Origin of the sequence: Caballeronia sp. LZ003, assembly GCF_031451465.1 — a bacterium.
Taxonomy (GTDB): Bacteria; Pseudomonadota; Gammaproteobacteria; order Burkholderiales; family Burkholderiaceae; genus Caballeronia.
This window is the reverse complement of the sequence record NZ_JARUXJ010000002.1, coordinates 132,840-155,136: the sequence shown is the minus strand read 5'-3', so window position 1 is coordinate 155,136 and position 22,297 is coordinate 132,840. Positions and strand designations below refer to the sequence as shown.

General features: G+C 62.6%; 19 protein-coding genes. 16 read left to right on the top strand and 3 right to left on the bottom strand.

Going from position 1 to position 22,297, the window contains the following annotated elements; all coding sequences use genetic code 11:
- Positions 1-177: 177 nt before the first annotated feature.
- Complete coding sequence (locus tag QCE79_RS15360) at positions 178-1,749, top strand: methyl-accepting chemotaxis protein (protein ID WP_250511085.1); 1,572 nt, start codon at positions 178-180, stop codon at positions 1,747-1,749.
- Between the two features lie 559 nt (positions 1,750-2,308).
- A complete protein-coding gene (locus QCE79_RS15355) occupies positions 2,309-3,637 on the top strand; it encodes a hypothetical protein (protein WP_309846547.1) in 1,329 nt (442 codons plus the stop codon).
- Between the two features lie 283 nt (positions 3,638-3,920).
- Here the strand turns inward: QCE79_RS15355 and QCE79_RS15350 are convergent, their stop codons facing one another.
- The gene (locus tag QCE79_RS15350; protein ID WP_244830680.1) at positions 3,921-4,139 is read right to left on the bottom strand and encodes a tautomerase family protein; all 219 of its coding nucleotides are present in this window, start codon (positions 4,137-4,139) and stop codon (positions 3,921-3,923) included.
- A 9-nt stretch (positions 4,140-4,148) separates the two neighbouring features.
- Complete coding sequence (locus QCE79_RS15345; protein ID WP_309845626.1) at positions 4,149-5,096, bottom strand: dioxygenase; 948 nt, start codon at positions 5,094-5,096, stop codon at positions 4,149-4,151.
- A 311-nt stretch (positions 5,097-5,407) separates the two neighbouring features.
- On the opposite strand from QCE79_RS15345, the gene QCE79_RS15340 reads away from it, so the two are divergent.
- The 4 genes from QCE79_RS15340 to QCE79_RS15325 all read left to right on the top strand — a co-directional run bounded on the left by QCE79_RS15340 (position 5,408) and on the right by QCE79_RS15325 (position 9,373).
- Positions 5,408-6,247, top strand: a complete 840-nt coding sequence (locus QCE79_RS15340) for an ABC transporter permease subunit (protein WP_309845623.1) — start codon at positions 5,408-5,410, stop codon at positions 6,245-6,247.
- Positions 6,244-6,987 (top strand): ABC transporter ATP-binding protein, encoded by a 744-nt coding sequence (locus tag QCE79_RS15335; protein ID WP_244830683.1) that lies wholly within the window; start codon positions 6,244-6,246, stop codon positions 6,985-6,987. Before QCE79_RS15340 ends, QCE79_RS15335 begins: the two co-directional genes overlap by 4 nt.
- A 43-nt stretch (positions 6,988-7,030) precedes the next feature.
- On the top strand, positions 7,031-8,035 hold the full coding sequence (locus tag QCE79_RS15330; RefSeq protein ID WP_250511081.1) for an NrtA/SsuA/CpmA family ABC transporter substrate-binding protein: 1,005 nt from the start codon (positions 7,031-7,033) through the stop codon (positions 8,033-8,035).
- A 96-nt stretch (positions 8,036-8,131) separates the two neighbouring features.
- The gene (locus tag QCE79_RS15325; RefSeq protein ID WP_309845618.1) at positions 8,132-9,373 is read left to right on the top strand and encodes an acyl-CoA dehydrogenase family protein; all 1,242 of its coding nucleotides are present in this window, start codon (positions 8,132-8,134) and stop codon (positions 9,371-9,373) included.
- 121 nt (positions 9,374-9,494) lie between these two features.
- Here QCE79_RS15325 and QCE79_RS15320 read toward each other — a convergent pair whose 3' ends face one another.
- Positions 9,495-10,556, bottom strand: a complete 1,062-nt coding sequence (locus QCE79_RS15320; protein WP_250469421.1) for an LLM class flavin-dependent oxidoreductase — start codon at positions 10,554-10,556, stop codon at positions 9,495-9,497.
- Between the two features lie 250 nt (positions 10,557-10,806).
- Here QCE79_RS15320 and QCE79_RS15315 point away from each other — a divergent pair, with 250 nt between their 5' ends.
- The 10 genes from QCE79_RS15315 to QCE79_RS15270 all read left to right on the top strand — a co-directional run bounded on the left by QCE79_RS15315 (position 10,807) and on the right by QCE79_RS15270 (position 22,008).
- Positions 10,807-12,375, top strand: coding sequence for an ABC transporter substrate-binding protein (locus QCE79_RS15315; protein WP_309845614.1), 1,569 nt, complete (start codon positions 10,807-10,809; stop codon positions 12,373-12,375).
- 1 nt (position 12,376) lies between these two features.
- Positions 12,377-13,297: an ABC transporter permease gene (locus QCE79_RS15310; protein ID WP_309845612.1), complete on the top strand. Its 921-nt coding sequence runs from the start codon at positions 12,377-12,379 to the stop codon at positions 13,295-13,297.
- A complete protein-coding gene (locus QCE79_RS15305) occupies positions 13,294-14,157 on the top strand; it encodes an ABC transporter permease (RefSeq protein WP_250469418.1) in 864 nt (287 codons plus the stop codon). The genes QCE79_RS15310 and QCE79_RS15305 overlap by 4 nt, the downstream gene beginning before the upstream one ends.
- Positions 14,154-15,170: an ABC transporter ATP-binding protein gene (locus QCE79_RS15300; RefSeq protein ID WP_309845607.1), complete on the top strand. Its 1,017-nt coding sequence runs from the start codon at positions 14,154-14,156 to the stop codon at positions 15,168-15,170. Before QCE79_RS15305 ends, QCE79_RS15300 begins: the two co-directional genes overlap by 4 nt.
- A complete protein-coding gene (locus QCE79_RS15295; protein ID WP_309845605.1) occupies positions 15,167-16,156 on the top strand; it encodes an ABC transporter ATP-binding protein in 990 nt (329 codons plus the stop codon). Before QCE79_RS15300 ends, QCE79_RS15295 begins: the two co-directional genes overlap by 4 nt.
- A 10-nt stretch (positions 16,157-16,166) precedes the next feature.
- Positions 16,167-17,570 (top strand): LLM class flavin-dependent oxidoreductase, encoded by a 1,404-nt coding sequence (locus QCE79_RS15290; protein WP_309845602.1) that lies wholly within the window; start codon positions 16,167-16,169, stop codon positions 17,568-17,570.
- Entirely contained in the window at positions 17,563-18,402 is an 840-nt protein-coding gene (locus QCE79_RS15285; RefSeq protein ID WP_309845600.1) for a TauD/TfdA family dioxygenase, read from the top strand. Before QCE79_RS15290 ends, QCE79_RS15285 begins: the two co-directional genes overlap by 8 nt.
- A gap of 17 nt (positions 18,403-18,419) precedes the next feature.
- A complete protein-coding gene (locus QCE79_RS15280; RefSeq protein ID WP_404989375.1) occupies positions 18,420-19,784 on the top strand; it encodes an LLM class flavin-dependent oxidoreductase in 1,365 nt (454 codons plus the stop codon).
- A 19-nt stretch (positions 19,785-19,803) separates the two neighbouring features.
- The gene (locus QCE79_RS15275) at positions 19,804-21,003 is read left to right on the top strand and encodes an acyl-CoA dehydrogenase family protein (RefSeq protein WP_309845596.1); all 1,200 of its coding nucleotides are present in this window, start codon (positions 19,804-19,806) and stop codon (positions 21,001-21,003) included.
- 186 nt (positions 21,004-21,189) lie between these two features.
- Positions 21,190-22,008 (top strand): SHOCT domain-containing protein, encoded by an 819-nt coding sequence (locus tag QCE79_RS15270; RefSeq protein ID WP_250494597.1) that lies wholly within the window; start codon positions 21,190-21,192, stop codon positions 22,006-22,008.
- The last annotated feature ends 289 nt before the right edge of the window (positions 22,009-22,297 follow it).

Below are 22,297 nucleotides of genomic sequence, written 5' to 3'. Positions count from 1 at the left end.
CCCTGCGACATATCCTGGACAGGGCGATGTAAAACGTTTGCTAACATCGTCATACTTTCGTTCATCTTCATATTTTCCCGACGCTGCCGTAAGCGATGCAAGAAAGAACCCGCGCTCGCCGCGTAAAAGACGGCGAGCGTCAACGACAGCACTGCCATCAAAAAGGAAAAGAACGAGATGAACCTGCAACCCATGCGCATGAAAACGAAGCTTTCCATTGGCTTCGGCCTGCTCACGGCGGCAGTGCTGATCGTCGCCGCGCTCTCAATCGAGACGCTCGGCGAAGCGAACCAGCGCTTTACGTCCTTTGTCAACGGCATCAACGCGCGCGCGCATCTGGCCGAAAGCATTCGCACCGCAGTGGACCGGCGCGCGATCGCCGCACGCAATCTCGTGCTCGTGACGAAGCCCGCCGATCTCGAACTCGAGAAAGCAGCCGTCCTTCAGGCGCATGAAGACGTGCAACGCGATTTGCGCCGCTTCAAGGAAATGGTCGCGAGCGCGCCGGATGTCTCGGCCGAAGTAAAGACGCGCGTTGCGGAGATCGACCGCGTCGAATCGCTTTACGGACCGGTGGCGCTCGCCATCGTCGATCTGGCGCTGAAGGGCCAGCATCAGGCAGCGATTACGAAGATGAACGACGAGTGCCGTCCGCTGCTCGCCGCGCTCATCAAGGCCACGCAAGATTACCTGGACCTGACGAGCCAGCGCGAAGCGAAGCTCGTGCAAGAGTCGGCGGAGGATTACGCGTTCTCGCGCATGCTGCTGATCGCCGCGTGCATCGCGGCGGCCTCGTTGGCCGTGGGCGCGGGGTTCATCATCACGCGCAGCATCTTGCGAGCCTTGGGCGCGGAACCCGATGCACTGAGCCAAGTCGCGCAGCGCGTCGCTTCCGGCGATCTGAGCCCGGTCGCGCACGCGGATAACGCCCCGCAACACAGCGTGCTCGCCTCCATGCGCACGATGCAAGGCAATCTCGTCAGTCTGATCGGCAACGTCCGCTCTTGCGCCGATGGCATCGCCACGGGATCGAGTCAGATCGCCACGGGCAACGTCGATCTGTCAACGCGTACCGAACAACAAGCGGCATCGCTGGAAGAGACGGCGGCGAGCGTCGAAGAGTTGACCTCGACCGTGCGGCAGAACGCCGAGCACGCGCAACAGGCGAATGCGTTGTCGGCGGATGCATCGGCGGTGGCGCAGCAGGGCAATGCCGCCGTGGGGCGCATGGTCGCGACCATGACGGAGATCAGCACGCGCTCGGAGAAGATCGCGGATATCACCGGGATCATCGAAGGCATCGCGTTTCAGACCAACATCCTCGCGTTGAATGCGGCGGTTGAAGCGGCGCGCGCGGGCGAGGAGGGACGCGGCTTTGCCGTGGTCGCTTCGGAAGTGCGCAACCTGGCGCAACGTTCGTCGTCCGCCGCGAAGGAGATCAAGGAGTTGATTGGCGCGTCGGGCGTGCGTATCGCGGAGGGTTCTTCGCTCGCGGGCGAAGCCGGGACGACGATGGCCGAAGTGCTGCAGGCCGTCTCGCGCGTGAGCAGCATCATGGGCGAGATCGCGGCGGCATCGAGCGAACAAAGCCGGGGCATCGAACAATTGAGCCAGGCGATTGCGCAGATGGACCAGGTGACACAACAGAACGCGGCGCTCGTGGAAGAATCGGCGGCGGCTTCGCAATCGCTCGATCAGCAGGGGCGCAAGCTCGTGGATGCGGTGTCGTTCTTCCAGGTCGCAGGTTGATTGTCGGGGCGCGGCGCTTCGGAGCGTTTTCTAGTCGCGCTGCGCCCACCAAAAATACGCTGGTATAACGCAAAAATTGGAAATAGTACGTTCGTACATGGGTACAGGTAATTTGTTCACTCTCGCGCAAAACAACGAAAAATGGGCAAATACTCCTATAAAGCACTGCAGCAGAGTCGCACTATTTTCCTCTTCCATACGGCAACGCCATGCGTTCGTTACTTTTTGCCCGAAAACGTTCGAATTCTCACACGCTTTTTGTAACATTGCGTAAAATCCAACCTATCGTATGAACTTTGAAGAAGGTGGTTGTGAGACACAGACGCGGCGGCTTTGCATCGCGTGTCGAACGAAGTTAGGGCAACACGGCAGGCCGGTGGTTACTGCACGAAGTTCGCTCTTTCCCTGCTACAACGGCCAACTTTGAAGCATCCCAGGTAGGCAAGGCAAACACTGCTGCATCCTCGGCTCATTCGTTAGTCGTCCTTACTTAATAGGACATTGATATCGATCTCTGACCTTAAGGAGTGTTCCGCCAGACCAGCGGAACTGCGAAATGATGATTAATCGACGTAAATTTCTGGCTAGCATGAGCGCGTTGTCCGGGACCTATATGCTTTCCGCATGTGGCGGCGGCGGTAGCGATCTACCGCAAGCGGCAACCAAGGCTTCCGACGATTCCACGCAACTGGATTCCACCGCAAAGGCCGCGGTAGTCACGCCTTCCGCCGATGGCACGACCATCCCGAGCGGTACGTCGATCGTGGACAAGACGGGTGCGGTTTGGACGGTGACCGGCGCCATCGTGTACAAGAACAAGACGGCTGTTTCAATCGCCAATGTCTCGATGCTCCTCTGGTCGGGCGGCAAGATTTACCAGAAGAACACGAGCGGCCAGTTCTACGTGTGGTCGAACAAATGGCTCATCTGCCGTGACCCGCGCATTGCGATGGCAGCGACGCCGGGCATGTTCTTCGGGATGAACGGCCATTACGACTACACCTACACCCCTCCGCAACTCATCGCGATCCTGAAGGGCATGGGCTGCAACATGTATCGGGTGGGCTGCAATTCGACGTCGAAGCAGATCAGCGCCGTCGCCAAGCTGGCATCGGCCTTCAACGGAACGGGTATCAGCATGCTTTGCCTGATTCAGCAAGGTTTGACCGATGCTTCAGGCGCGCTGTATGGCAGCGAAGCCGCCGCTTACGCCGACGCCTACAACACCGGCCTGACGGTTGCGAGCGCGCTCAAGCCTTATGGCGTGACCATGTACGAATGCGGCAATGAGTTGACGCGCCGCTCGCAAACCGTGCTGTATTCGAACCGCGCGGGAACGGACGTAGCCGACTTCAACAACGCAAACTGGCCCGTCATGCGCGGCGTCATGCGCGGTCTCATCGCCGGCGTGAAAGCAGTACAGCCGGACGCGAAGTGCGGCATCAACTTTTGCGTGGCGGACATCGGCGCATCGGATGCATTGTGGGACGGCTTCCAGCCGGATGGCACGAGTGGCTATCCGAAGGTCCGCTGGGACATCACGACGTGGCACAACTACGAAGTGTATGGTGACCTGTTCGACATCGGCTCTGACGGCGCGGGCCCGCATTTCGATCTGCCGCAGTACTGTAAGGCGCGCTACGGCGTACCTTTCATGATCACTGAGTGGAACGCGAACCCCGAGCAGACGGATGCTTATCGCGCGACCTTCGTGCAGTCTCGCCTGCAATCGTTCTACGACGCACGCAAGACGCACAACATTCACTCGGCCATGTACTACGTGCTCGACAGCGGCAATCACACGTTTGGCATCATGATCAACGGTGCGCCGATCACGCCGACGTACAACAGCTATGTGAACTTCACGAGCACGCATGCCGATGTCTGAGCGTCTCTGAACAAAAGCCCACGGTTTGCCGCATCGCGCAAAGCCGTGGGCCTTATTGTTTCAGCTCATCTTTCACGCGTGCCGCATGAACGCGCGCGCTAGCGCATGTCGTCGACAGGCTTGCCATCGAGGCCACGACCGCCACTGAGCGGGCCTTCATAGCCAAGCCCCCAGAAGGTCCCGTTATCGTCGATGCGCATCACGCGATCTCGTTCGATGTGGTGCCGGCGATCTCAGTCGCCCCGACATGGCGTCATCCATCTTCCTATGAACAGTCGCGGCGTCATCGCGACTCTTCTGCCTTGTTCGGGCTTGCGGGCATCTCGTCCTTCGTGCGTTCGCCGACGGCCCAATGCGCGGCGGGCACCGCGGTGGCATACACGCGGATGGTGTCGAGCGGTGCGCCCAGCGTTTCATGGACCGTGCGCGCGACCGCCTTCACGCAGGCCTTGACGGCGGCTTCATCGCGTCCTTCGACGAGGGAAATATGTACGATAGGCATGTCGGTTCCTCAATGTCCGGTGCGTTCGAGCACGGTTTGCTCGGGTCGCGGACCGGTTGTCTTGCCAGTGATAGGCGGCTTCGGTAGCCTGGCTTCGCCGGGTTCGATAACGAAGTGATGATCGAGCGAATACCACGGCCCTTGAACGTCCGCGCCGGGTGCGGTCTCGCCGTCGTGCAGCACATATTGCCCGACGAGCGCGCGCGTCACGCCGAACTGCACATCGGTCTCGAGATTGGGATCATCGCTCGAATAGACCTGCGAAAACTGTGTCTTGAAGCCCGGCTTGTAGATCATGAAATGGATATGCGCAGGCCGCATGTTGTGCCGGCCTTGCGCGCGTAGCAGCGCGCCGACCGGGCCCGACAGCGGAATGGGATAGCCCGCCGGCTTCACGCTGCGAAACGCGATGTGGCCGTTGGCATCGGTAGTGAACTTGCCGCGTAGATTCATATCCGCCTGCGCGGGGTCCTGATTCTCGTAGTAACCATCCGCCGATGTATGCCACACGTCCACCTCGGCGCCTTCCACCGCACGCCCGCTCGAATCGCGCACCCAAGCGTTGACAAAGATAGGCGCGCCCGGCGTCGGCGAGCGCACGATGCTGCCGCCGCTTTCAGTGGGCGGCGAGTCCATGCGCCAGAACGGGCCCATGAGGTTCGCGGTCGTATCGGTCTGACCGCGATCGCCGTTGTTGAGCAGGCACACGAGCGCGGACAGCCCAAGCGATCCGGCGATCAACACGACTTCGTTATGCGATTCGGTGGTCAACTGCCCGAGCTTCGCGATGACCGCGCATGCCTGATGAAACTCCGGCTCGGACAGCCGCGCCTCGCGCGCGAAGCCGTGCAGATGACACACCGCCGCCGACATGATTTCGCGAAAGCGCGCATCCGGCGCGCGGCTCAGTTCGGCAAGCACGGCTTCGGTCACTTCCTGCTGATTGCTGACTATCATTGCTGTCTCCATGGCGGCTCATGCTTCATTGGCAAGCCGGTGCGGCTGTAGTAAACGCATCTGCCCAAGTTCCATTGTCTGCCTCGCAATGGTATCGCGGACGGCGGGAATGCATCGTTCGCTACAACGGGGCAACTGCATTCCAGTCATCGACGAACACGACCTCACAACATCCCCACCCAGACCCTGAAAAGCAAAGCAGAAAAAACCGTTTGTCATTGCAATGCCGCGCGGCTTTTAATAACAGGCTCGCTTGGCGCCAAGTGCGTCGCCGCTCAAGCACCTCTTTCACGGCATTTCATGGAACCGACATGGCGGACCTGACATCCACTCGCAACAGCTATGTCGCATCGAAACGGCAACGCTTCGGCGTGTCGAAAGGCACGTTCTACAAGCTGCTTTCGTGGCTGGTCCCCGCATGTGTCGTGGTGATCTGGGAAGCGGCAACACGCGCAGGACTCATCACGCCGCAAGTGCTTCCGGCGCCCAGCAGCGTTCTTGAAACCGCGCTCGGTCTGATGCGCTCCGGCGATCTCTTCGTTCACCTCGGTGTGTCGCTTCTGCGCGCCGTCACGGGCTTCGTTATTGGCGGGACGGTTGGTCTCGTGCTCGGAATCGCAGTCGGGTTTTCGCCGCTCGCGCAAGCGCTTCTCGATCGCTCCATTCAGATGGTGCGCGCCATTCCCTTCCTTGCCATGCTGCCGCTCGTGATCGTGTGGTTCGGTGTCGGCGAAGTCGCGAAGATCTTTCTGGTCGCGCTCGCCGTGCTGTTTCCCATCTATATCAACACCATGCTCGGCATCCGTCAGATCGATCCCAAGCTGATGGAACTCGCCAAGGTGATCGGCCTCGACTGGACCGCGATCGTGCGACGGATCATTCTTCCCGGCGCCATGCCGTCGATCCTCACGGGCGTGCGCTATGCGCTCGCTCACGCGTGGCTCGCGCTCGTCATTGCCGAGACGCTCGCGACGACCAAGGGAATCGGCTTCCTCGCCATGGACGCCCGCGAATTCCTGCAAACCAATGTCATCGTGCTGACCATCGTCATCTACGCGGTCATCGGCGTGGTGGCGGACGCGTTGGTGCGTCTGCTCGAAGCGCATTTCTTGTCGTGGCACGCGAACTACGCCAAAGGAGCAACCCAGTGACCGAGAGCATCGCCCTGTCGCGCGACTCCGACATCCGCGCGCGCGCCGCCGAACGCGTGAGCCACGCGTCCCTTGCCGTATCGGTGCGAGGTCTGCAGCGGCGCTATGGCAAGCGCGTCGTCATCGATGCACTCGACCTCGATATACGCAAAGGCGAATTCGTCGCGTTGTTAGGCGAAAGCGGCTGCGGAAAGACGACGCTCTTGCGCGCGCTCGCTGGGCTCGACCGGCCGGATGCCGGCGAGATTCGCGCGCCCGAGCGGCCGTCCGTCGTGTTTCAGGAGCATCGGCTGCTGCCTTGGGCGACGTTGTGGGAGAACGTCGCGCTCGGCCATGAAAGCACGGTAGGACGCACGGGCGCCGCGCGCGCGCTGGGCGAAGTCGGACTTTCGGGCCGTGAAGATGACTGGCCTCGGAATCTTTCCGGCGGTCAGGCGCAACGCGTGGCGCTCGCGCGCGCTTTGGTTCGCGACCCCGCGCTCCTGTTGCTCGATGAACCATTCGCGGCGCTCGACGCGCTCACGCGCATCAAGATGCACGGGCTCGTCAAGGAACTCGTCGCGCGTCATCTGCCGGGCGTGCTGATCGTGACGCATGACGTCGATGAAGCGCTCACGCTCGCCGACCGAATCCTCGTGATGCGCGCGGGTCGCATCGCTGCATCGTTTCGGCCCGGCGATCACGCGCCGCTGCAATTGCGGCCGATTCTGCTCGATGAACTGGGCGTCCAGTCTCACTGATCCACCAATCGTTTCCTGCAAAACTCGAAAGGTACCAACAAGAATGATCGAATCCTCGCTGAACCGCCGCCAGTGGTTGCGTGCGGCAGGCGGCCTCGTGGCCGGCGTCGCCGCAAGCAGCCTGATTCCCGCGCGCGCCGCCGAACCGCGCAAGCTGACGCGCAACACGGACACGGTGCGCATAGGTTGGGGTTACGGCAGTCTCCCCGATATCGCGCGGCAACGGGGCGTGTTCGAAAAGACGCTCGCGGCCAAGAACATCAAGGTCGAATGGATCGGTCCGTTTCCGAATCACGCGCCCTCGCTACAGGCCGTGGTCGGCGGCAGCGCGGACTTCGGCTTCTGGGGCTCGACGACACCCGCGCTTGCGTCGATGCTCGCAGGCTCGCCACTCGTCTTCAATGCGTTCGATGTCTATTCGCCGCGCTCGACCGCAATCATCGTCAAGAAGACGAGCGGCATCCATTCGGTGGCGGATCTGGCCGGGCGAAAGGTCGCGGTCAACCGTTCCGGGCTCGGCGAGTTTCTGTTGATCGCAGCGCTGGAAAAGAATCACATCGACCGCGGCAAGGTTGAATTCGTCTATCTGAATCCACCCGACGCAGCGCCCGCCTTCGCGCAAGGCAAGGTCGATGCATGGTCGATGTGGTCGCCCGCCGTGGACATTGCGCGCAACGCCAACGACGCAAAGGACATCTTCAACGAAGGACGCGATCTGGATTTTCTGATCGACTACAGCTCGCTCGTGACGCGCCGCAAGTTCACCGAGGAAAACTCCGAGCTGATTCGCGCGGTCATCGACGCGTATTACGTCGAAGGCGCATGGCAGTCGAGTCATTCCAACGAATCCGAAAAACTCGTGCAGGGTGAAGCGAAATATCCCGATCAGGTGCGCGATTATCTGGCGAGTCTCAAGCGCGTGAATCAATTTCATGAACCCGATGACGCTGCCTTTATGGCGCAGCTTCAACGCGCCGCCGACTGGCTCGCGGAACGCAAGATCATCAATTCGCGCATCAAGGTGGCCGACTACAGCATCAAGGTCTGACGAGGCGAGCCATGAACATGCGATACACACTGGCCTGCGATCACGGCCGCAATCTGCCGAACGCGTGGTCGCGCAACTTCGCACGAGAGCGATCCCATGTCTGATACAAAGAACATCGACCCTACCGCGCCGAAACTGGTCTCGCCGCTGTCAGCAAGGCTCGGTTTCGCGGAAATCATCGCGGACATTGCATCGACTGCGGCTGCACGCGAGCTTGCGCATCGTCTGCCGCACGAGGAGATCGCAAGGCTCAAGGCGGCGGGCTTCGGCCGCTCGCGTCTGCCCGTCGATGCGGGTGGCCTCGGCTTGTCCTTGAGCGAACTGTTCGTCGTCGCGCGTGATGTCGCGGCGGCGGATTCGAACATCGCGCACGCGTTTCGTAACCATCTCTGGCAAATCGAGGCAGCGCTCAGGCGGCGCGACCTTCCGTTTCATGCGCACGTTCTCGACCTCGCAAGGCAGAACAAGACCGTCGGATTGAGCTTCACGCAGACCGATGTGACTGCCGCTGGCGCGCGACCGACGCAGGTCCTGAGTCGTTTGGAATGGGACGCAAGCCGCGATGTCTACGTCGGCTCCGGCGACAAGGTTTATGCCACGGGCAACCTCTACAACGATGCCTTCATCGGCCTTGCCGTGGAAAGTCGCGCGGGTCGCAACGTGCAATACGTGCTCGATCGCGGCGAAGGCGTGGACAACGCCGACGACTGGCAAGGCTTCGGCCAGCGCTTGACAGGTTCGGGCACGGCCAGGTTTCGCGCCGTGATGGTGCCGGCCGCGCATGTCTATCCGACTGACCCGCCAAGGTCGGATGAAGCCGCGCCTTGGGGATACACCTTCCATCAGGTTTATCTGACCAACTGCATCGCGGGCATCGTGCGGCGCGTGGCGCTGGATGCCGTCGAGGTGCTTCGTTCGCGCGGCCGCAACTTCTATCATGGCGAGGCCGCGCATCCGGCAGACGAACCGGTGTTGCAGACCCTGCTCGGGCGCATCCGTGCTTATGCGGCGAGTGTCGAGGCGACGGCGGACCACGCGGTCGCGGCGCTGCAGCGTGCATCGGAAGGCTATGGCACGCGCGATGAATACGACACCACGCTCGCAGCCACGTTCGCGGCGGCCGAAGCGAAGGTCGTCATCGACGATCTCGCGCCGCAAATCGCGTCGTGGCTGATCGATCTGGGATCAGGCTCGGTCGTCTCGCGCACGGGCGCTCTCGACCGGCACTGGCGCAACATCAAGGTGATCGCGTCGCATAATCCGCGGCTCTACAAGGAGCGCTTGCTTGGCCAGAACTTGCTGAACGGACAACTGCCGCCGACGGGCGCGTTTTTCTGATCTCGGGCTGCGGCGTTCTCGCTCACCAAGCGGGAGCGCGCTGCGCGGCCCCAGCGGCGCACGTCCGCCAAAGCGCGCCGCAGCGCTCCTTACGCATAAACAGAAGCGCTACCCCTTCGTTTTACGCAGCAAGCAATCGACGCACGCGCGGCACGACCTCTTCCGCAAAGCCGCGCATATCGATTTCGAACGGCTGGAACTGCAGCATGAAGAGTTCGATTCCCGCCCGGTGAAAGTCCGCCACGCGCCGCGCGACCGTATCGTAATCGCCGACGAGACCCGCCGCCGTGCCGCCGTTCGATCCCACGCGCGCCGTCTTCGCGAAGGTCTTGTGCATGACCGTGTTTGGATCGGTATTGGCCTTCTGCTGTTCGCGCAGCGGCTTGTCGAGTTCCGCCAACGCAAAGAGATGGTCGAGATGCGCCTCAGCCTGCGCCTGCGTCTCACGCGCGATCACGAAGGCCGACAAGCCGAAACGCAAGGCATCGGCGCCAGCGGGACGCACGCGCGCACCGACATCGGCGATCAGGCGTGCAACATCTTCAGGCGGCTGGCCGTTGATGAACCACACGTCTCCATGCGCGGCCACGAGCGAGCGCGCCGGTTCCGATTCGCCGCCGACATAGAAGCGCGGCCGCGCGCGAAATGGATCGGCGGGACGCAAGCGGTATTCGTCGATACGAAAGTTGTCGCCATGATGATTCACGACCTCGCCGCGCAAGAGCTTGTCGAGCACGGCTATCCACTCGCGGCCATAGGCATAGCGTTCGTCATGCTCCGGAAAACCGATACCGGCGCGCTCCAGCTCCGGACGATTCCACGCATTCACCAGATTGATGGCAAAGCGCCCGCCGCTGATGTGCTCGATCTGCTGCGCCATCTTCGCGAGCACCACCGGATGATAGAGATAAGGCTTGATCGCCGTGATGATCTCGATGCGCGAGGTCAGCGCCGCGAGCGCAGCCGATGCCGTCCACGCTTCGAGCTGATCGAGCGAGGGATCGTGCGGATTGATCGTGTGCTGGGCGACGAGCACCGAGTCGTATCCGAGACGCTCGGCTTCGAGCACGAGTGCCTTGTTGCGCGCCCATGATGCGTCATAAGGTTCTGCGGGGTCCTGCAGCGCCGCGCGGCTGCCGTGCACGAGCGCCCAGACGCCGAAGCGTGGAAAGTTGGAAGGCATCGATTCGATACGCGAGAAGACGCAATGAAGGAATCACATGCTAACGCCGCACGCGTGCGCGCTTTCGAATTTCTGAAGATAAGCAACTGCGCGAAACGCATTAAGCGAGCATGACTTTCGTTCATGCCCGGCGCAGAAAACCTCACGAGCGCAGGGCTCATATGCATATTCGATTTGCTCGCTTCGCAATAGGCCGGGCGCGCGTCATCATTGCTTACTCACCTGCACGCTCCCTACCTAGCTCCCATCCATGCGCACGTTTTCGTCGGTCCTTCGCGGACTGGTCTTCGCCGCCGCTTTGTCCGGCGCGTTCATCGAACCTTCACTGGCGGCGAGCACGGCTCCCGCCGTCGATCGCGATACGGTCGTGATCGGCGTCGAGAAGGAGTTCTACAACCTCGACGGACTCGTGGCTGTCAGCGGCGATTCGCTGCGCTACGGATGGCAGATTTACGACACGCTCTATGGCTTCGACCTGAAGGGCGATCTCGTGCCGCGTCTCGCCACGAGCGTGAAAGTATCCGACGATGCGCGCGTCTTCACCTACAAGCTGCGTCCCAACGTCAAGTTCCACAACGGCGCAACGCTCACGTCGCGCGACGTGAAGGCATCGCTGGAACATGTGCTCGATCCACGCAGCAAGAGCACGCGCCGTCCGTTCTTCGCGCCGGTGATCGACTCGGTGGAAACGCCCGATGACCTCACCGTCGTCTTCAAGCTCAAGGCGCCGGACGGCGCCTTCGCGAACAAGATCGCGGGGTATCTGTATATCGTGCCCGCCGACTATCTCGCGAGTCTGCCGAATCCGGATGCCTTCGCGCAGAAGCCGGTGTCGCTCGGGCCGTACAGGTTCAAGTCGCTCGCGCCCGGCGGCAGCGAACTCGTTCTGGAGCGCTTCGACGACTACTGGGGCGAAAAACCCCGCGTGAAGACGCTGATCTTTCGCGCGATCACCGAGCCCGCGAGCCGTGTCAATGCGGTGCTGCGCGGTGAAGTGGATATTTCCGTCGCGCTGCCCTTCTCCGACTATGGTCGGCTCAAGAAGGAAAGCGGGCTGGACGTGATCGAAAGCCGCGTCGCGTCGCCGGTGTACGTGCGCGTCTACACGACCGACAAGAACTCGCCGTTCTCTAACGTCAAGGTGCGCCAGGCGCTGAGCTATGCGCTCGATACGCAAGCCATCATCAAGAGCGTGCTCTATGGCGTGGGCGAGCCGCTCGGCACGATGATCTCCAACTACTATCCGTACGGCGCGGATCGTTCGATCAAGCCGTATGCCTACGACCCGACAAAGGCGAAAGCGCTGCTTGCCGAAGCGGGCTATCCGAAGGGCTTCGAGACCACGCTCAACATCCAGGGCGACATGCCGCAAGGCGTGGCCGAAGCGATCGCCGCGTACTGGGGGCAAGTGGGCGTGAAGGTCAAGCTCAACCGCCTCACCTATGCCACCTTCCAGCGCCTGAACAATACGCACACGTCCGGGCCGCTCGCACTGAGTCAGTTCACCAATGCGCTGTATGACCCGGTGCATCCGGTGGGCGGCGCGTTTGCATCGAATGGAAGCTGGTCCGACTATTCGAACCCGAAGGTCGATGCGCTGCTCGCCGATGCCTCACGCGTCAGCGATACCAAGAAGCGCGGCGAGATCTTCCAGCAGGTCGGACGCGAACTGCACGACGACGCCGCTGCGTTCTTCATCTCCGAATTCACCTACGTGTATGCGAAGAAGAAGACGTTGCAATGGCAACCGCAGCAAGGCGGCGGCTTCCTGAACTTCCGCTCGGTGCAATGGGCCGCGCCGACCGTGGCGGGGAACTGAGATGATCGCCTACGGTCTGCGGCGGGTGGGCTCGGCCTTGATCACGGTCTGGCTGATGTCGGTCCTGATCTTCGTGCTGGTGCGCATGGTGGGCGACCCCGCTTACTTGCTGATGCCGCCCGAAGCCACCGAAGCGGACCGGCAGCTCTTTCGCGAGCAACTCGGTCTTGCCGATCCCGTGCCCGTGCAGTACGCGCGTTTCTTGAGCGGCATCCTCCACGGCGACATGGGCAACTCGTTTCACTTCGGCGCGCCGGCGCTCACCATGGCGCTCAGCCGGCTTGCATCCAGTCTGCTGCTCGTGGGCGTGTCGCTGGCGGTGGCGCTCGCGCTCGGGTTGACGCTCGGCGTCGTCTCGGCGGTGCGGCGCGGATCTCTCTTCGATCGGGCGGCGTCGTTTTTTGCGGTACTCGGTCAGGCCGCGCCGCCGTTCTTCGTCGCGCTGCTGCTCATCCGTCTTTTCTCCGTGCAATTGGGCTGGCTACCGACCGGCGGCCACGGCTCGTGGCGTCATCTGATCCTGCCCGTCGCCGCGCTCTCGTGGTATTCGGCGGCGGGCATCGCGCGGCTCACGCGCGCGAACATGCTGAGCGTGCTCGAAGCCGATTACATCCGCATGGCACGCATCAAGGGCTTGCCGGAGCGCGTCGTGATCGTGACGCACGCGCTGCGCAACGCGGCGCTGCCGATTGTCGCGTTCACGGCTTCGCAGTTCGGCGTGTTGATAGGCGGCGCAGTGGCGATCGAGACCGTGTTTTCGTGGCCGGGCTTCGGCAGCCTCATGGTAGAGGCCATCAGCACGCTCGATTTCACGGTGGTGCAAGCGGCCGTGATCGTGTCCGTGCTGCTGTTCGTCTCGATCAATCTCGCAGTCGATGTGCTCTATGCGCTCATCGACCCACGCATCCGGTATCGACAATGAGCGCGCGTTTTCCCTCCAATAGCGGCGAGCACGCATGGGGCCGCCTGACATGGCTGGATAGCGGCGTCGCGATCAACGCCGGCGTGCTGGTGCTGATCGTCGCGGGCTCCGTGCTCGCGCCGTGGCTCACGCGCGTCGATCCCAATGCCATCGACCTCGCGGCGACGCTTCAGGCGCCTGGCATGCATCACTGGTTCGGCACGGATCAGATGGGTCGCGACGTCTTCACGCGCACACTCCATGGCGGACGCATCTCGCTTTCCATCGCCTTCTGCGCGGTGCTGCTGGCGGGCTTTTTCGGCGCGCTGGCGGGGCTCTTGTCGGCATATGTCGGCGGACGTTTCGATGCCGCGCTCATGCGTGTCGTCGATGCCCAGTACGCGCTGCCACCCGTGTTCCTCGCCATGCTGATCGTCGGCATATGCGGGCCGAGCATGACCAACATCGTCATCGTGGTGACGCTCGCGAACTGGGGGCGCTTCGCGCGCATCATCCGCGCCGAGGCATTGAGTCTACGCGAACGCGATTTCATCCTGATCGCGAAACTGGCCGGCGCCACGCCACTTCATGTGGTCCTGCGTCATCTGCTGCCGAACGTGCGCAATACGTTCATCGTCTTGCTGACGCTCGACATCGGGCTCGTCATCTTCATGGAAGCAGCGTTGAGCTTCGTCGGACTCGGCGTGCAGCCGCCCGATCCTTCGTGGGGCGGCATGATCGCCGAGGGCCGCAACTATCTCGATACGGCGTGGTGGCTCTCCGCGCTGCCGGGCCTCGTGCTGATTGCGACGGTTCTATGCAGCAACCGCATCGGCGAGAGTCTGCAACGCGGCGAACGCGCCGGGGAGGACTGGCGATGAGCAACGAGCCCGTGCTCGCAATCGACGATCTCGTGGTCGAAGCGCCCGGCGCGAACGGACGCGTGCGACTCGTCGACGGCGTGAGCTTTTCCGTGCACGCGGGCCGCACGCTGGGTCTCGTCGGCGAATCGGGTTCGGGCAAGAGCGTGACGTGTTTGTCCGTGCTTGGTTTGCCGCCGCGCGGCGTGCGCTTGAAGTCGGGCCGCATTCTGCTTGATGGCGTCGACTTGCGCGACAAGACACCCGCCGAACTGAACGCGCTGCGTGGCCGGGATATCGGCATGATTCTGCAAGACCCGATGACCTCGCTCAATCCGCTTCTGACCATCGGCCGGCAGATCACGGAGATGTTTCGTTATCGGGAGGGCGTGACCGGCCGCGCCGAACGCGAGGCGCGCGCCATCGAATTATTGCGGCGCGTACGCATTCCCGCGCCCGAGAGCCGGCTCAAGAGCTATCCGCATCAGTTCAGCGGCGGCATGCGCCAGCGCGTGGCAATCGCCATGAATCTCGCGTGTAATCCGCGCCTTCTAATCGCCGATGAACCGACCACCGCGCTCGACATCACCGTGCGCCTGCAGATACTCGACCTGTTGCGCGAGGTGCAAGCCGAACGCGGGACGGCGATCGTGCTCGTCACACACGATCTGCATCTCGTGCGCGGCTATTGCGACGACGTCGCGGTGATGTATGCGGGGCGCATCATCGAGCAGGGTCCGGTGGAAGAAGTGTTCGCGCGGCCGCGCCATCCTTATACGAAAGGGCTGCTCGGCGCGGTGCCGCGACTGTTCAGCTTGCAGCATCGGCTGACGGTGATTCCCGGACATCCGCCCTTGCCTGGCAGCATTGCAGAAGGTTGCCGCTTCGCGCCGCGTTGCCCGCGCGCGCAAGCCGATTGCCTGAGCACTTATCCCGCGACGCACTCGCTCGATGCCGGCCGCGAAGTCGCGTGCTGGCATCCGCAAGAGTACGACGTCACCGCGCATCCTCTTCTTGCGACGGCCACGACATGAGCGCTTCCGACACGCAAGTCTCAGCGATAGAAGTGGCGCGCGTCGCCAAAAGGTTCCCGGTGCGCGGCGGACTTTTCGCGCGTCCGAAGATGCTGCGCGCCGTGGAAGACGCATCGTTCGTACTGCCGCTTGGCGGCACTTTCGGACTCGTCGGCGAATCGGGATCGGGCAAGTCCACGCTGGCGAAGATCATCCTCGGCGCGGACGATGCAAGCCAGGGCAACGTCTTCTTCGGCGAACGCGTCTTCGGTAAGCACACGCAGGCGAAGGACGTCCGCTGGCGGCAACGCGCCGTGCAAGCCGTCTTGCAAGACCCGTTCGGCTCGCTCGATCCGCACATGACGATCAGCGACATCGTGCTGGAACCGCTGCGTATTCAGCGCAGCGGGCTTGCTCGCGCGGTACTCGACAAGCGTCTCGACGAACTCCTCGCGCAAGTCGGCCTGCCTGCGGAATTCAAACGGCGGCGCCCCGGCGAGTTGAGCGGCGGCCAGCGTCAGCGCGTGGCCATTGCGCGCGCGCTCGTGCTGGAACCGGAGATTCTCGTGCTGGACGAGCCGGTTTCCGCGCTCGATGTGTCCATTCAGGCGCAAGTGCTCAACCTGCTGAAAGACCTGCAGGATGCGCTCGGCCTGTCCTATCTGCTGATTTCGCACGACCTCGCCGTGGTCGCGTTCATGAGCAGCCATATCGGCGTGCTCTATCTCGGACGCTTCATGGAACGAGGCACGCGCGAGGATATCGTCGAGCGCGCGGCGCATCCGTACACGCATGCGCTGATCGCCGCGTCCGCGCCGGATTCGTTCGCTGTCGAGCCTATTGGTGGCGAGATTCCATCGCCGTTAGCGCCGCCTTCCGGCTGTGTCTTTCATACGCGCTGCCCCGCTGTGCGCGACGTCTGCCGCACGGAAGCGCCGCCCGATTATCAGTTGTCCGCGACGCATCGCGTGATGTGTCATTTTCCCATCGCATCGAAGCAGACATAGGACGCACGCCATGTCGAAGGAAATCCGCATCAACGCGTTTCTGGCCTTCGCGCCGACGCACCTTTCGCCTGGGCTATGGGCGCATCCGCGCGACCACGCGCTCGACTACAACTCGCTCTCGCTCTGGACTGATCTCGCGAAGACGGCGGAACGCGGTGGCTACGACGCGCTCTTCTTCGCCGATGGCATCAGCCAGTACGACGTCTATGGCGGCTCGAACGCCGCGGGCGTGCGCTGGGGCCTGCAGTTCCCGCGCCTCGATCCGCTCTTGCTGGTTTCCGCGATGGCGCAGGTCACCGAGCATCTCGGCTTCGCGGTGACGAGCAGCGTGAGCTACGAAGCCCCGTTCCTCTTCGCGCGGCGCATGTCCACGCTCGATCATCTGACGCGCGGGCGCATTGGCTGGAACATCGTGACGAGTTTCGGGCAGAGCGGCGCGCGGGCGATAGGACAGGACGGCGCGCGGCCGCACGACGAGCGTTACGATCTCGCCGACGAATACATGGAGATCGTGTACCGCCTGTGGGAAGAAAGCTGGGAAGACGGCGCGGCGGTACGCGATACCGAGACCCGCGTTTTCGCCGATCCGGCGCGCGTTCACGAGATTCGCCATGAAGGAAGATTCTTCTCGATGCAGGGCACGCATTACTCGGAGCCTTCCCCGCAACGCACACCGCTTTTGTATCAGGCAGGCACGTCCGGTCGCGGCAAGGACTTCGCCGCGCGTCATGCCGAATGCGTGTTCCTGAGCTCGCCGACCGCGCATCTGGTCGCGCGCGATGTCGCCGATGTGCGCGCACGGGCCGCCGCGCTCGGCCGCGATCCCGCTTCGGTGTTGTTCTTCGCGCTTGCCACCGTGATCGTCGCGCCGACCGCCGAAGAGGCGCAGGCGAAGTGGCAGGACATTCAGCGCCACGTGAGTCTGGAAGGCGCGCTTGCATTGTTCTCGCGCTGGAGCGGTATCGACCTGTCGAAGTACAGCCCCGACGATCCGTTGCGCTACGTGAAGAGCGAGGGCATGCAGTCGGCGATAGAAGCATTCACCGTGGCCGATCCCGGGCGCGTGTGGACCATAGGCGAACTCGCGATTTTCAATGCCATTGGCGGCAAGGGACCGGTGTTCATCGGTTCGCCCACCGAAGTCGCCGATGCACTCGAAACCTGGATGGCGCAAACCGGCATCGACGGCTTCAATCTCAGTCACGCGCTGTTGCCCGGCACGCACGAAGATTTCGTCGATCTCGTCGTGCCCGAACTGCGACGTCGCGGCGTCTATAAACCGGCCTATCGCGCAGGCACCTTGCGCGAAAAACTCTATGGCGAGGGCGCGGCGCACCTTGCCGCGCCGCATCCCGCCGCATCGTTCCGAAGCGCTCACAGCGTTTCGCCCATCGAGGACGAAAGCCATGCTTGATACCGCATACGAGACCATCACCGTCGAGCCGCTCACGCGTCATATTGGCGCGCAGATTGGCGGCATCGACCTGACGCAGCCGCTTTCCACGCAGCAGGTGGCCGACGTGCGCCGCGCGCTGCTCGCGCATCAGGTGATCTTCTTTCGCGATCAGCCGATCACTCTGGACCAGCATCTCGCGCTCGGCCGGCATTTCGGCACGTTGCACGTGCATCCGAATAGTCCCGGTCCCGAAGGTTACCCGGAGATCCTGACGATCCACGCAGATGCCGGCAGCAAACGCGTCGCGGGTGACCACTGGCACTCGGACGTGTCTTGCGACGAGGCGCCGCCGATGGGCAGCATCCTGCATCTGCATACGCTGCCATCGCATGGCGGCGACACGCTCTTTTCCAGTTCCTACGCGGTGTATGAATCGCTGTCGCCCGGCTTTCGATCCTATCTCGAAGGACTGACCGCCACGCACGATGGCGAGCCGACTTATCGGCAGCGCAATCGCCTGCGCGGTATCGACGACACGGGCAAGCGCTTTCCGAAGGCATCGCATCCGGTGATACGCACGCATCCGGAAACGGGACGTCGTGGCGTATTCGTCAATTCGAACTTCACGACGCACATCGATGGCGTGTCCGAGGCGGAGAGCGAAGGCATTCTGCGCCTGCTCTATGCACGCTTCGCCGCGCCCGAGTTCCAGGTGCGCTTTCGCTGGCAGCCGCATTCCATCGCCTTCTGGGACAACCGCGCGGTTCAGCATCTCGCCGTGTGGGATTACTACCCGGAAGTGCGCTCGGGTTTTCGCGTAACGATCAACGGTGACAAGCCTTTCCTATGAGCCACGACGCACAGCACATCAAGAAGGAAATCCGCGTCAATGCATTCGCCTTGCACAGCCCCGTGCATCATTCGCCAGGCATGTGGCGGCATCCGCGCGACCGCTCGCTCGAATACAACACGCTCGATTACTGGGTCGATCTGGCGAAGACGCTGGAGCGCGGGCTGATCGATTCGCTCTTCATGGCCGACAGCATCGGCGTGAACGACGTGCACGGCGGCAACATCGATACGGCCTTGCGTCACGGAGCGCAGGTGCCGAAGCAGGACCCGATCATGTCGCTCTCCGCGATGGCCTACGCCACGCGCGATCTCGGCCTGTGCGTCACGAGCAACGCCAATCACGAGCCGCCGTATGTGTTCGCGCGCCGCATGTCCACGCTCGATCACCTGACGCGCGGACGCATCGGCTGGAACATCGTCACGGGCTTCGCACAGAGTAGCGTGAGAGTGCTCGGCAAGGACGGCGTCGCCTCGCGCGACGAGCGCTATGATATCGCCGACGAGTATATGGATGTCGTCTACAAGCTATGGGAAAGCAGCTGGGAAGACGGCGCGAGCGTGCGCGACCGCGACACCGGCATCTTCGCCGATCCGTCGAAGGTGCATCGCGTCGATCATCACGGCAAGTACTTCAAGGTGCAGGGCATCCACATGACCGAGCCTTCGCCGCAGCGCACGCCGGTGCTGTTCCAGGCGGGATCGTCGGCGCGCGGGCAGCGCTTCGCGGGACGTCACGCCGAAGGCATCTATCTGAGCGGGCCGAGCAAGAAGGTGCTGACGCCCGTGGTGTCGGGCACGCGTGCGGAAGCGGACAAGGCGGGACGCGACGGCCGCGACATTCAGTTCTTCACGATGGCGACCATCGTCACCGGCCGCACCTCGCGCGAGGCGCGCGACAAATACGAGGATTATCGCCGCTACGTGACGCCCGAAGCCGCGCTGGCGATGTTTTCCGGCTGGACGGGCATCGACTTCTCGACTTACGACCCCGACGAGCCGATCCGCTACATGCAGCTCGATGCGGGCACGTCCTCGGCGCTTGAAGGCTTCACACGGCTCGATCCGGAACGCGTTTGGACTGTGCGCGAACTCGCGTTGCATAACGCCATCGGCGGACGCGGTCCGGTGTTCATCGGCGCACCGGACGAAGTGGCGGATGCACTCGAAGGCTGGGTCGATGAAACCGATATCGACGGCTTCAATCTGAGCTATGCCGTGACGCCGGAAGCCTACGAGGACTTCGCGGAATTGATCGTCCCCGAGTTGCAGGCGCGCGGCCGCTACAAGACGCGCTATGCGCCGGGCAGCCTGCGCGAGAAGCTCGGCGGGCAAAGCAGCTTCCTGAACGCGCGTCATCCCGGCGCCGCGTTTCGCCGCTAACACCTTCCACGACTTCACCATGAGCACTTCCAGACGACTCTCCGACGCACTCGCCGCCCTGCCCGCACTCGCCGACGAAATCGGCGCCGATGCCGCCCAGCGCGAGCTGCGCCGGGAACTGCCGTTCGCGGCCTTCGACGCGTTCCGCCGTTCGGGCCTCGGCGCGTTGCGCATACCCGCCGAACGCGGCGGCCTGGGCGGCTCGCTCGAAGACGCTATTCACGTCGTCACGACGCTCGCGGCGGCCGAGTCGAACGTCGCGCATGCGTTGCGCGTGCATTTCGATGTCGCCGAATCCATGCGTCTTGCACCGCACACGCCGTTTCACGAACGGCAAGTGCGCCGTATCGTCGAAGGCGGGTTGTTCGGCGGCGCATCGGGCGAACAGGGCACGGCGCGCGCGGGCGAAATCGAAACGGCATTGCGGCGCGAGGGCGACCACTTCCGCGTCACGGGCAAGAAGTACTACACGACCGGCACGGCGTACGCCGACTTCGTGCGCACCAATCTGGTCGATGAAAACGGCAAGGGCGTGACGGCCATCATTCCGGTACGCACGGAAGGACTCGAAGTGCTCGACGACTGGGACGGCATGGGTCAGCGCATGACGGCAAGCGGCAGCGTGGTGTTCGACAACGTGAAGGTGGACGCAAGCGAAGTGATCGAGAAAGGCTATCCGTCGCTCGTCGGCCGGCACGGCGGCGCGTATCGGCAGTTGCACCTCGTCGCGGTGGCGGCGGGGATCGTGCGCAATGTCGTGTCCGATGCGCGCGGCTATGTCACGGGACATGGGCGGCCGGTCATGCACTCCACCGCGGCCACGGCCCGCGAGGACGTGTTCATTCAGCAGGTGGTGGGCGAACTATCGGCGTTGAGTCACACGATCGATGTGCTGGTGCGGGACAACGCGCGCACGCTCGATGTGTCGTCGAACGCCATCCGCAATGCCGATCCGGCCGCGGATGAACTCGTGCTGCAAAGCGCGCTCGCCACGGCGCGCACGCAGATCATCGTCGGCAAGCTGGCCTTGCAGGCGGGCGAGCGTCTCTTCGATGCGGGCGGCGCGTCCGCGACTTCGCGCAAGCATAACTTCGATCGGCACTGGCGCAATCTGCGCACGATCTTCAGCCATAACCCCCTGCATCATAAGGCGAAGGTCGTGGGCGACTACGTGCTCAATGGCGTGAAGACGCATTTGGTGGAGGGCCGGACGTTTTAGGCGCGCGTCGCTTGTTGTGTGCAAACGGGGTAGACCGGTAGTTGCATTTCGCCGCGATGCCACCGGAAGTAGCGGCACTTTTAGTCATGCGCGGCACCGCTTTGGTCGCAAGAGGTTGAAGCCAGCGCAAACCACGCCCGACTCTCCCGCGTGATAAGGTCACAGGAAACCTTGGGAGCGAACATCATGCAAAAATTGACTCCGGCTGGCGAGCAAATCATCGGAGAAATTGCCCGGCGACACGGCTTCAGCACCGATGCCGTGATGAGCATGCTCGAATCCGTGATTCGGGGAAACGGCGGCATGGCGCAATTCAGCCACCCTGAGTTCGGAGGTTCCGGCCAGTGGATGCTGGGTGGCATGACCATGGTCTCGGACCTGTTCAACAACCATCTGAAGGGTCAGGTGAACGGCTTGTGCTCCGAGCTTTCTGGCCTGATCGCCAGTCAGCCCGACCTGATTCGCAGCGGCAGTTTTCAGTCGCAGAGCCAGGGCGTGCAGCATCAGCATCACGATGGTGATGGTCATCGACAGCAGACTGCAGCCGGCCCCGTCGGCTCGGTGAGTCTCTTCGTTCCCGCCGATACGAGCAACTCCGGCAATTGGTGGCCCACCGATCTAGGCTGGCCGAATAGCACCGGCGCACAGAACGGCATGCGCTACGCGTTCTTCTCTCAAGCCAAACGCCTTGCGATAGAAGTGAACGGAAAGACGACGCTTTACGACACGCTCGATCACGAGATCGGCGGCTTCTCGCAGCAGCAGTCGCACGGTGCGTCTCTTACGTTTGGAAGCCAGCACGGTTTGGTCGATGTCGGGAGCCTTCCTGTTGTCTCCTCAAGCGGGGGTTTGCCTGTGCAGGAGGCGCCGGTGAGTGCTCGGTCATCGGCGGCAGAGTCGGATGTATTTGCCACCATCGAGAAGCTCGCTCAATTGCACGCTAAAGGAATTCTTAGCGATGAAGAGTACGCTTCGAAGAAGGCGGAGTTGTTGGGACGGTTGTGAGCGTCGGGCGGTGTTTGTTGATTGGAGAGTACGTGGTGGGGACGGAGCCACGGGGTTGGTCGTTGAGTACGTGAGTGCGGTCCCGCTTCCTGCCTTGATGCAATTCGTTGAGCGCAACGCGTGGTTGGTCAGGCGCGTAATCGTCGACTATGCGCTTCAGTTGATTCAACGGTTTCGCATCGATACGTCGGAACCTGTCCGCATTTTTGTGTGCGAGGCGGTTAGCGGAGTCACCCGCGTGCGTTGGTAAAACGCTCTCCAAACAGGATGGCAAACTGGTTCATTGCGG

Excerpts from the sequence above, each read along its gene's own strand:
- QCE79_RS15275 (WP_309845596.1), top strand. The coding sequence starts at position 19,804 with ATGAGCACTTCCAGACGACTCTCCGACGCACTCGCCGCCCTGCCCGCA.
- QCE79_RS15350 (WP_244830680.1), bottom strand. The coding sequence starts at position 4,139 with ATGCCTATCGTACATATTTCCCTCGTCGAAGGACGCGATGAAGCCGCC.
- QCE79_RS15325 (WP_309845618.1), top strand. The coding sequence starts at position 8,132 with ATGTCTGATACAAAGAACATCGACCCTACCGCGCCGAAACTGGTCTCG.
- QCE79_RS15310 (WP_309845612.1), top strand. The coding sequence starts at position 12,377 with ATGATCGCCTACGGTCTGCGGCGGGTGGGCTCGGCCTTGATCACGGTC.
- QCE79_RS15270 (WP_250494597.1), top strand. The coding sequence starts at position 21,190 with ATGCAAAAATTGACTCCGGCTGGCGAGCAAATCATCGGAGAAATTGCC.
- QCE79_RS15300 (WP_309845607.1), top strand. The coding sequence starts at position 14,154 with ATGAGCAACGAGCCCGTGCTCGCAATCGACGATCTCGTGGTCGAAGCG.
- QCE79_RS15340 (WP_309845623.1), top strand. The coding sequence starts at position 5,408 with ATGGCGGACCTGACATCCACTCGCAACAGCTATGTCGCATCGAAACGG.
- QCE79_RS15320 (WP_250469421.1), bottom strand. The coding sequence starts at position 10,556 with ATGCCTTCCAACTTTCCACGCTTCGGCGTCTGGGCGCTCGTGCACGGC.
- QCE79_RS15290 (WP_309845602.1), top strand. The coding sequence starts at position 16,167 with ATGTCGAAGGAAATCCGCATCAACGCGTTTCTGGCCTTCGCGCCGACG.
- QCE79_RS15305 (WP_250469418.1), top strand. The coding sequence starts at position 13,294 with ATGAGCGCGCGTTTTCCCTCCAATAGCGGCGAGCACGCATGGGGCCGC.
- QCE79_RS15360 (WP_250511085.1), top strand. The coding sequence starts at position 178 with ATGAACCTGCAACCCATGCGCATGAAAACGAAGCTTTCCATTGGCTTC.
- QCE79_RS15295 (WP_309845605.1), top strand. The coding sequence starts at position 15,167 with ATGAGCGCTTCCGACACGCAAGTCTCAGCGATAGAAGTGGCGCGCGTC.
- QCE79_RS15315 (WP_309845614.1), top strand. The coding sequence starts at position 10,807 with ATGCGCACGTTTTCGTCGGTCCTTCGCGGACTGGTCTTCGCCGCCGCT.
- QCE79_RS15285 (WP_309845600.1), top strand. The coding sequence starts at position 17,563 with ATGCTTGATACCGCATACGAGACCATCACCGTCGAGCCGCTCACGCGT.
- QCE79_RS15345 (WP_309845626.1), bottom strand. The coding sequence starts at position 5,096 with ATGATAGTCAGCAATCAGCAGGAAGTGACCGAAGCCGTGCTTGCCGAA.
- QCE79_RS15330 (WP_250511081.1), top strand. The coding sequence starts at position 7,031 with ATGATCGAATCCTCGCTGAACCGCCGCCAGTGGTTGCGTGCGGCAGGC.
- QCE79_RS15355 (WP_309846547.1), top strand. The coding sequence starts at position 2,309 with ATGATTAATCGACGTAAATTTCTGGCTAGCATGAGCGCGTTGTCCGGG.